The organism is Mycobacterium sp. KBS0706 (assembly GCF_005938675.2).
Taxonomy (GTDB): domain Bacteria; phylum Pseudomonadota; class Alphaproteobacteria; order DSM-16000; family Inquilinaceae; genus Inquilinus.
In genome coordinates, this window is sequence record NZ_VCCH02000237.1 from 1 (window position 1) to 2439 (window position 2439).

General features: G+C 72.0%; 2 protein-coding genes. Both read right to left on the reverse strand.

Going from position 1 to position 2439, the window contains the following annotated elements; all coding sequences use genetic code 11:
• Window positions 1-1521 (reverse strand): condensation domain-containing protein (locus FFK22_RS41425; RefSeq protein ID WP_306770267.1); only part of this gene is annotated, 1521 nt, incomplete at its 3' end.
• Window positions 1518-2439, reverse strand: a 922-nt coding sequence (locus FFK22_RS41430; RefSeq protein WP_143956978.1) for a phosphopantetheine-binding protein, incomplete at its 5' end; no start/stop codon positions are given. The genes FFK22_RS41430 and FFK22_RS41425, both read right to left, overlap by 4 nt.

Genomic DNA, 2439 nt, shown 5'->3' on the forward strand with positions numbered 1-2439 from the left:
GACGGACTCGTAGCCCACATTCGTCGCGCTCCAGGCCGACAGACGCTCCCGATCCGCATCGGTCAGCAAATCCAGCCGTGCCAGCGGCCGGCCGGGATGCGCCGCGGCCTGTTGCAGCAGCCGGAGGAAATTGTCGCGCCAGCGCTCCACCGTCGTTCGGTCGAACAGCTCGGCGGCATAGGTCAGCTCGGCGGAGATCCGCCCGGCCTCGTCTTCCGCCGTCGTCAGGCTCAGATCGAACTGGGCGCTGCCGCCGGGCCGCGCCAGGATCTCGGCCCGCACATCGCCGAGGCGCAGCGCCACCGCGTCGCGGCGCCTTCCATGCTGCATCATCACCTGGAACAGAGGGTTGCGGCTCAGGCTGCGCTCGGGGTTCAGCGCCTCGACCAGCCGCTCGAAGGGCAGCGCCTGATGCGATTGGGCCGCCAGCGCCGTGTCGCGCACCGCCGCCAGCAGCGATCGGAAATCCGCCCGGCCGTCGACCGTGACCGGCAGCACCTGGGTGTTGACGAAGCAGCCGACCATTGCCTCGACATCCTGGCGCTGGCGGTTGGCCACGGGTACGCCGACGCGCAGATCGTCCTGCCCGCCGAGCTGCCGCAGCAGCGCCGAGAAGCCGGCCAGCAGCACCATGAACAGGGTCGCGCCCTGCTGCTGCGCCAGCGCCCGCAGCGCTGCCGAGAGGTCGGCCGGCAGGTCGAAGGCGACGGTGTCGCCGCGCCAGCTCGGCTCGCTCGGCCGCGGCCGGTCGGCCGGCAGCTCCAGCACCGGCTGCGCCGGGCCGAGGCGATCGAGCCAGGAGGCGAGCAGCCGCTCGCCCTCGCCCGCCTCCACCAGCTGGCGCTGCCAGATCGCGTAATCAGCGTACTGGATCCCGGACGCCGCGGGCTGCGGCCGGCCCGAACGGTGGTCGTCATAGCCGCGGGCCAGATCCTCGACCAGCAGGTCGAGCGACCAGCCGTCGGCGACGATGTGGTGCAGGGTCAGCAGCAGCACATGCTCGTCCGCCGCCAGCGCGACCAGCGTGGCGCGCAGCAGCGGGCCGGCCGCGAGGTCGAAGGTCCGCCGTGCCTCGGCCGCCGAGATCTCGTCGAGTGCCTCCGGCTCGTTCGACAGGTCGATCCGGGCGAGATCCAGCGGTGCCGGCGGCAGGATGCGCTGCCGCGGCTCGCCCTCGGCCTCCGGGAACACGGTGCGCAGCGCCTCATGGCGGGCGACCAGCCCGTCCAGCGCTGCCTGCAGCGCGGTCTCATCGAGGTCGCCCGACAGGCGCAGGCCGCCGGTGATGTGATAGGCCGCGCTTTGTGGCTCCAGCTGCCACAACAGCCAGAGGCGGCGCTGGGCGTGCGATAGCGGCAGGTCGCCATCGCGCGGTGCCGGCACGATCGGCAGGCGCTGGGCGCTGATGCCCTTGGCGTCGAGCTGGGCCAGGAACTGCCGGCGCTTGTCGGCCGGCAGGGCGGCGACGCGCTCGGCGATCGCGCGCATCGGATCGGCCGGCGGCACGGTCATGTCGTTCATTCGGGCAGCTCCAGCGCGTCCAGGAGTTCGGACATCGCATCCAGTTCCGCCGCGGCGTCGCCGCGGCCGTGTCGATCGATCAGCGCGGCCAGGCCGGCAATGGTGCGGGTCTCGAACAGCGCCGCCAGCGGCAGCTCCACCGCCAGGGCCTGGCGCAGCCGCGACGCCACCCGGGTCGCCAGCAGCGAATGCCCGCCGAGAGAGAAGAAGTCGTCGTGGCGGGAAACATGGGCAAGGCCGAGAACCTCTTGCCAGATGCGGGCAATCGCTTGCTCGGTCTCGCCTTCGGGCTTGGCTCTGGCGTCCGCGCCGCTCTCCCATTCCGGGTCCGGCAGCGCCTTGCGGTCCAGCTTGCCGTTGGCCGAGAGCGGCAGCCGGTTCAGCCACAGCAGTCGCGACGGCACCATGTATTCCGGCACCAGCGCGGACAGATGCTGCTTCAGCTCACCCTCGTCGGGCGCGACGTCGCCGGCGACATAGCCGACCAGACGGCCGTCGCGCAGCACCACCACCGCATCCCGGACACCCGGATAGGCGCGCAGTCCCGCCTCGATCTCGCCGAGCTCGATCCGCAGGCCGCGCAGCTTCACCTGATGATCCAGACGGCCGAGATACTCGATCGCACCGTCCCCGCGACGCCGCACCAGGTCGCCCGAGCGATACATCCGGCCGCCGGACGGCCCTTGCGGGTCCGGCACGAAGCGGTCCGCCGTCAGGTCCGGACGGCCGAGATAGCCCCGCGCCAGATTCACGCCCGCGATGTACAGCTCGCCCGACACGCCTTCCGGCACCGGGTTCAGGTCGGCATCCAGCACGTGGATCCGGGTGTTGGCGATGGCGTGCCCGATCGGCACGCTGCGCCCACCTTCCTCCGGCCGGCAGGCCCAGACCGTCACATCGATCGCAGCCTCGGTCGGG